Genomic DNA, 7,147 nt, shown 5'->3' with positions numbered 1-7,147 from the left:
ACAGCTATCTGGCCGGCCTGCACCTACGCGGAGCCGTGTTATGGATCCGAAGCCTCCGCCCAGTCTAAAGATCCGAACTTCGTACAGGCTCTAGAACGGAAGTTCGATCGGGCGGGTGAGATTGACCCAACGCCCCCACACCGCCAGTAGGAGCGCCACGGCGGCGCTGAGCAGGACACGGTGGCCACCAGGTCGGATACCAGATAAAACGCTTCAGCCCTGGGGGTGAGGTTGAGTGCCTTGGCGTGGACCTCGACCTGTACCTCGTCGGAGAGCAGGAACTTATCACGTTGACCGCGTCGCTAGATGACGTCGATGACTGCGGTGACCTTGCCCAGCGCTGTCGTCCCGACGATGACGACCTCACCGGGCGTGTCGGTTGCCCCGTCCGGCGGCGCCTGCCAGTGAACGGGGATTGTGGTGATCGTGTTGTTTGCGGTGGTGAGCTTGCGGACGTGGGAGGGGAGTGCTGGAGTCCTGCCCACCCGGGTCGTGATGTAGACGGTGTCTTCAAGGATGTGCCTGGCCTGGCTCGCGTTGAACACGTTGATCGACGCGTGCGGCTCCCAGGTGTTGGGCAACTCGGGCACGGCCCGGAACATCGGCTGGTAGCCCGCCGGCTCCCAGACCAGCACGCCGGCACCGTGGTTGCCGACCACGTCGTTGGCGGCCTGGAAGACCCGCTGGATAGCGTCTGCCTGGCCCTGGACGGTGCGTGGGAAGGGTGAGTTGGGCAATGGCGAGCCGTCGCCGCCGGACGCGGGGTAGGCGGTCTCGGCGATGTCGATTTCGTAGCCGGGGTACGTCGTCGCGATCGTGTGCAGGTTGACGTCCAGCGCGTCAGGCGAACCGTGCCACTCCGGATAGTACGAGATCGCGAGCACGTCAGGGTTTTGGCCTTTGGCCTTGACCCGGGTGAGGAACTGGCTCCAGAACTCCATGGTCTTGGCGAGCCGCCCGGCGTCGACGATTACATGGATCTCCACCTTGGACTTCGGCGACGTATCGCGGACGGCCTTGATCCCGGCCGCGGCCAACGTGGTGAACCGGTCCCACGCCTCGTCGTAGAGCCGCTGCTCGACCGGGTCGGTCGACTGCCAGTAGCGCCACAGCAGGCCGCCGCCGGGCTTCGACTGGTAGATGTCGGCCTGGTTGACGAAGTACGGCGGGTTGGTCGTGCCGATGAGGGCCGCCTCGCTGCCGTACAGGAAGCCGTTGATGATCTCGTTTCCGACGGCGACCTTGTCCGGCGTGGTGCCCTGCTTGATCAGCCGGCGGAGGTAGTCGCCGGTGAAGTCGTACACCGCCCGCGTCAGATCGTCGAACTCCAACTCGGCCCAGGCGCGCGGTTTCGGTTGCTTGGACGGGTCCGCCCAGGAGTCCGCGTAGTGGAAGTCGATGCCGAGCCCCATGCTCCGGTCCTTGATCCACCGTGCCGACTGCAGTGAGCGTTCCGGCCCCTGACGCGGGATCGGTGTCGGGTCGCCGGTGCCTTCGTCCCTCGGCTCGTTGAAGATCCGCAGCCGGGCGTACTCCATGCCCCGGTCCTTGGCCACGTCGAGGAGGCGCGGTCCGGCACCCCGGTCGGCGGCCAAGGGGTTGACCCAGTATTCCCGGGTCTGGACGTCGTCCACCCAGGACAGGTCGGCGCCGAGAATGAGGTCGTCGCGTAGGTAGTTGAAGATCTGGATCTCGCTCACCCCGAGCTTGGGATGGCCTGACGCGCCGGTGACCGTGAGCCGGACGAAGCGTGTGCCCGGCCGGGTGAACAAGTGCACCGCTCCCCGTGACGCGGCCCGGTTGCGGAATTGGTCGGCGATCCTGGTCCACCTGCGACCGTCGGACGAGGCCTCGATGACGTACCGATACACCACGCCACGGTCAGCGAAGATCACCTTGACCTTCCGCAGATTGTCGTAGGCGCCGCCAAGGTCGACGGTCAGCCGCTGCCGGGCCCTGGAGTCGTCGGCGTACCAGGATGTCGTCGGGTCTCCGTCAATGGCCAGTCGCGCGGTGGGTAAGCCGCTGCTTGCCGTGGCGGAGGCCCAGAACTTGGCGGCGATGTTGCTTTCGATCGGCTTGATGTCCGCGGTGCCGAAGATGGCGTACGCCGGCGCGGACGCCGTGAACATCCCGGCCACCAGCACGGTCACGAGCACAGTGAGTGCCGCGGTGACGCGCGTCCCAGATCTATTGATCATGATTCCTCTCGTCGTGTGCGGCTACGCGTTGGCCAGGCAGTTGGTGATGCTCAGCCGGAAGGCTGCAGCGAATGGCGCCCGCTTTCCGGGCGCGACATCTTGGTGTGGACGGATGCCATCCCGTCTTGGATCGCATCCCTGGGAAGGGGCTAGGCGTTCGTGTGCGAACTTCACGAATTTGTTCTGTGCACGTTCACAGGACCGGAGACTCGCGAGATATCCGGGCGGAGGGGAGGCAGCCCGCTCTCGGGCGCAGCAGCGGAGGTCCCCTGCGCCCCTCCTGATCTCACGTAGTGAGGTGTCAGCCGGCCGTGGGGCCGAGGTCGAGGTGGTCTATGTTGGGCAGTCCGGCTGTGGTGGTGGGGTCCACTCGGATGGTGTTGCCGCCGGTGTTCAGCGGGACGGTCATGGTCTTGGTGGCCCACGTCGTCCAGGCGCCGGTGGGTTCGAACGACACTGTCGCCACCGTGGATCCGTTGACGATCAGGTTGGCGGCCCTGGCGCTGCCGGCGCCGTTGGCATACCGGATTCCGAGCGACGCCGATCCGGCCGCCGACGGGTTCACCGTGAACTGGGCATAGGCTCCGGCCGCGTTGGTGCCGTTACAGAAACCGCTGCCGGAGAAGCCGGCCCAGTTCGCATCGATCGTGCCCTGACACACCGCCGGCGCGGTCTCGGCCTCGTAACGCTGCCCCGGCGGCGTGTCGTCGGGCCACTCGAAGGCGCCGAGATCCGGGGCCTGCCCGGTGTAGGGCATGCCGATGTCGGTGCCTTTGTCGATCAGGGTGCTGTTCGCGGCAGGGCGGAGGTGGGGCAGCGTGGGCAGGCTGCCGTCTGTTTGGCGAGGCGCATCCCAGCCGGAGGTCGATACGCTCTGGAACTGGGAGTCCGTCAGGGTGACGCCGAGGTCCCAGGAGTTGTACGCGGAGCTGGTACCGGTCATGTTCGACGTCAGCGTGCCCGTGTAGGCGATGTTGTTGCGCAGGTTGCCCCGGCCGACGGCGGCGCCGCTCGAGTTGATCCCCAGCATGTTGAAGTCGGGGTGGTTTCCGTAGCTGGTGTTGTTGAAGTAGTCGTTGGCCACCGGGTGGTGGTTGGCATAGAAGCCGGCTGCCTTGTTGAGGAAGGCCACCGAGAAACGGACGGTGTGCTTCACCGCGCCCGCGTCGTACTCGGCGCCGAAGCCGCCCATCTTGAAGCCGACGCCGTTGCCGGAAGGCGTCGTCGTCCCCGGCAGGTAACCGTTGCGCCAGGACCACGAGCTTTCGATGGTCACCGGCGAGTAGGTGGAGATGAGGTCGTAACCGTCATCCGCGTTCCACCACGCGCGGCAGCCACGGAACACGTTGGCGGGGCGGCCGGCCGGCGTGTAGTGGGCGCCGAAACCGTCGGCGTTTTCGCCAGGCCCGTCCGAGCTGTTCGGGTCGTAGTTGTGATGCGAGTCGGAGTTGAGAACGAGGTTGCCGCCCCCGCCGCTGATGAACAGGCCGGTTCCCATGTGGTGGTGCGTGTCGATCAGCTCGAGGATGTTGTTGCTGCCCGAGACCCAGATCCCCCAGGACTCGGCGTTCAGTTTGTTGTTCTGCGGCACGCCTCTGACGTCCAGCCCTTTGAGGTGGACATGGCTGCCGGTGATGCTGAATCCCTTGATCCGGCAGTTGTCCGTCATGTGGGAGAAGTCGAATACCGGCTTCTCCCCGGGATGGGCCCAGTACCGGATCAGGTTGCCGGGACTACCGCTCTTGTTCAGGGTGATCGCGTCGACCCTGGCCGTCTGGCTCGAGCAGGCGCTGTTCGCGCGGGTGAAGACGTAGGTGCCGCCCCGGACGTAGACCGTGTCCCCGGGCTGGGCGGCCGCTTGCGCGCGAGCGATCGAGGCCCATGGGGCGGCCTGCGTTCCGGCCGCGCTGTCGCTGCCGTTCGGTGCGACGTAGTAGACGGCTCCGGCCGCCGCGTTGCCGGCCGTCACGGACGTGGTGATGAACGCGGTGGAAGAACCCACCACGACTGTCGCGATCAAGGCGGCACGCGCCACCGTCATGCAGCGTTTCATCAGTGAACTCCGTCAGACGTTGAGGAAGCCATCCATGGCGGCGGTGGGACGTTTGCTGCCTTCGTCCCAGGCCGAGCTGTTGTAGTAGTTGAACGACGGGTAGCCCTCGGGCTCCCAGAAGAAGGTCCCCAGCCCGCCGAAGCCCTTGATCCCCGCGATGAACGCCTGCAGTGAGTCACGCACCTGAGTGGGCTTGCCTACAGGGCCGCCGTACTCCACCTGCATGACCGGCTTGCCGTAGCTGGTCTGGATGGTCCTCATGTTGTTCAGTACGGGGGCCACGTTGCCGCCCTGCGCGTACGAGGACAGGCCGGTGATGTCCCACTTCCCGCCGTTGCCGCGGTAGGCGTTGAAGAAGTTCTGAATGCTGTCGAGCTTCTGCGGCTGGGCCAGATGAATGAGCACCGGGGTGCTGGGGAAGACCTGCTTGACCGAGTCGCAGGCGGCATTCAGCAGACCGGTCATCTGGTTCGGCCGGCTGAGGCTGCCGGTGGGCTTGCAGATGCCCGAGTTCGTCTCATTACCGATCTTGACCCAGTCCGGTGTGACGCCGGCGCTCCTGAGCTGGTTCATCGAGTTGGTGACGTAGGTACGCATCGCCGTGAGCATCTGGTCGTAGCTCATGCCGGCCCATGCCGCCGGCGGGTTCTGCACGCCGACCGAGTTCCAGGTGTCCCCGAAGTGGAACCCAACGAGCACCTGCAGGCCGGCGTCCGTACAACGCCGTGCCATCTGCACGGTCTCCGGCATGCTGCAGTGGCCGTTGCCTGGGTCGTTGGACGGGTTGACCCAGGTGCGCAGGCTGACGGCGGTGATGCCGTAGCCCTTGAGAATGGCCAGCAGGTCCTGCCGCTGGCCGGACCGGTTGTTCCAGTAGTAGCCGCGCGCCTCCATCTGCGGCATCCAGCTGATGTCCGCGCCCTTGATGGAGGAGGCGGCCTCTGCCTGGGGTGCCCGAACGGCGCTGGTGCCCAGCGCCAGCGCGCCGGCCGCCGCGCCGAGCAGGACGGTACGCCGCCGAAGAACGTCAGGTGTGCCTGCTTCGTTGTCGGTCATGGCATGAGATCCCTTCGATGCGGAGATGTCCGCTGTGGACTTCGACATGACAGGGGGCAACCGCCGAACCTCCGGTTCGGGAAGTGCTCCAGATTGCGCTGGCAGTCGATCGAACGAGGAGACGATCCCGGGTACGGGCACGACTCAGTTGAGATGGGACGTGCCCAACGGGCTGAGACACCACAGCCCTCGGCGGGGCAAAGCAGCTGAACCTCATGAAACGATTTATCCCAAAGCGCGCACGGGGGCGCCTACGCACTCTTTGTCCCTTGCCATCGGGGGCGACCGCGTACTTGGAGGCTGGCGTGCCTGTGAGCTCCAGGTCTTTGGTGCCGTCGAGTGACCGTGGAAATCGGCCGGCCCTCGCGGTAGGCGCCGAAGCCGGCACTCGCTCTGCCGCCCGTTCCCGGTTCCGGTCACCTTGATATCCAGAAAAGGGCAGCTCAGGGTTGTGTCACCAGGTGTTGTCGTGGCGACGGAAGACGGCCGAGGCGTTCCATCCCGTGCGTGGTCCGGCCGTCGGAGGGGCGCGGCCGGGAGCACGCACACATGATGCGGTCATCGATCGTGAGGGCTGATCGAGTGGGGCGCATGGGAGCTCCTAGGGGGGCGGAGCAGTTAAACCGATATAACGGCGCAAGCGTAGGAGCGTTGCATCGGCTCGTCAAGGCTTCCGGACAGGCGGCCCGCCGCCGACGTGCTGGGATCGGGCTGCCAGTACGGTCGACGGCCGCCACGACAGGACTCCAGCAGCATGGCCGGGCGTAACCGGTTACTACAAAGCCCCGGTCGTCACCGTCAAGACTCCTGAGGTCATCCGGTTCGCTGTGCCCTGCCCGTGCGGCCGCCCGGCTTCTCCATGCGCCCGACGGAGGGGACGCATGAAACTTTCACGTCCACACTCCGGAGTTCGCACTCTCTGGGAGCGTGCACAGAGAGGAAGATGGCCTATTCGCCGACGATTACGGCGGCCTGCTTGCTCACGGCATCCTTACCTAGGATTTCGAACAAGCCCTTTCAGTAAGCCACGCTCTGCATTACTGTGCACGTTCACAGAGCCTCATCCTCTCTGTGAGGAGGACATGTGGTCGCATCCCCCACCCACTCGCGACTTCGCGCCCACCCGATGCCCGCCATCGCCCGCCGCCGCAGAACATGCGGTGAAACGACATCCGCCTAACTGCGACCGTCGACACCGGCCCGCTCATGTGAACTGTCCACCCAGCCGCGTCCCAGGACGCGGGCGCCACTGGGCCGGCCCACTGTGTCCGCAGCCGGCGACACCACCGGCCGTGCGCGGTCGGCCGCGCCGTCTGCACAGGCAGGTGCTGGGGTGACCCCTGCTTTCGATCCCTGTCCCGATCGCCGGAGGACCCATGAAAAGGATCTTGATGACCGCCTCGACCCCCAGGTCAGGTGGACGCCGTAAGGCAGAGCCCGAAGAAGCTGGACAACCATAGGCCCTCACGGAAAAGCACGAATCATCATGGGTTTATCTCGGTCTGGCCATCGCGTGACAGGACCGCCGGTTTCCACGAGGCTCGCCGTCCCCACCCTCCTCGCCTTCCCGACGGACCTGCTCGCCGTGCCGCTCGCGGCCCCGGCCGCGCTCCATCTGACGCAGGCGACCGACAGGGTGACCGACAACACGCCCATCTCCTCCGATGAAGCGAAAGAGCTGGCCAAACTCGTCCTGCGGCACATGTGCGAGCTGAACCTGTCGCCGGTGCCGTACCGGCGACAACCACCCCCGCCCTACCTGTTGGAGTTCCCTCATGTCCTTACGTAGACCGCGCACCGCCCTGCTGTCCGCCGGCGTCGCGCTGACGATGGCCGC

Annotated in this window: 4 protein-coding genes; 1 reads left to right on the top strand and 3 read right to left on the bottom strand. The window is 65.9% G+C overall.

The genetic code is table 11. The features are described 5' to 3' along the window. Nucleotides 1–302: 302 nt before the first annotated feature. The 3 genes from AB0I79_RS62960 to AB0I79_RS62950 all read right to left on the bottom strand — a co-directional run bounded on the left by AB0I79_RS62960 (nt 303) and on the right by AB0I79_RS62950 (nt 5,310). Nucleotides 303–2,201 carry a glycosyl hydrolase 53 family protein gene (locus AB0I79_RS62960; RefSeq protein ID WP_357896214.1) on the bottom strand — a complete coding sequence of 633 codons (1,899 nt, stop codon included), beginning with the start codon at nt 2,199–2,201 and terminating at the stop codon, nt 303–305. A gap of 301 nt (nt 2,202–2,502) precedes the next feature. Next, nucleotides 2,503–4,254: a carbohydrate-binding protein gene (locus AB0I79_RS62955; protein WP_357896211.1), complete on the bottom strand. Its 1,752-nt coding sequence runs from the start codon at nt 4,252–4,254 to the stop codon at nt 2,503–2,505. Nucleotides 4,255–4,266: 12 nt separating this feature from the next. After that, a complete protein-coding gene (locus tag AB0I79_RS62950) occupies nt 4,267–5,310 on the bottom strand; it encodes a glycosyl hydrolase 53 family protein (RefSeq protein ID WP_357896209.1) in 1,044 nt (347 codons plus the stop codon). 1,513 nt (nt 5,311–6,823) lie between these two features. Between AB0I79_RS62950 and AB0I79_RS62945 the strand changes: the two genes are divergently transcribed. Next, nucleotides 6,824–7,099 (top strand): hypothetical protein, encoded by a 276-nt coding sequence (locus AB0I79_RS62945; protein ID WP_357896206.1) that lies wholly within the window; start codon nt 6,824–6,826, stop codon nt 7,097–7,099. The last annotated feature ends 48 nt before the right edge of the window (nt 7,100–7,147 follow it).

Source organism: Nonomuraea sp. NPDC050202, from assembly GCF_040656115.1.
Classification (GTDB): domain Bacteria; phylum Actinomycetota; class Actinomycetes; order Streptosporangiales; family Streptosporangiaceae; genus Nonomuraea.
This window is presented reverse-complemented; position numbering and strand designations above follow the sequence as displayed.

Coding starts and splice junctions, on each gene's coding strand:
- AB0I79_RS62960 (WP_357896214.1), bottom strand. CDS start 2,201: ATGATCAATAGATCTGGGACGCGCGTCACCGCGGCACTCACTGTGCTC.
- AB0I79_RS62955 (WP_357896211.1), bottom strand. CDS start 4,254: ATGAAACGCTGCATGACGGTGGCGCGTGCCGCCTTGATCGCGACAGTC.
- AB0I79_RS62950 (WP_357896209.1), bottom strand. CDS start 5,310: ATGACCGACAACGAAGCAGGCACACCTGACGTTCTTCGGCGGCGTACC.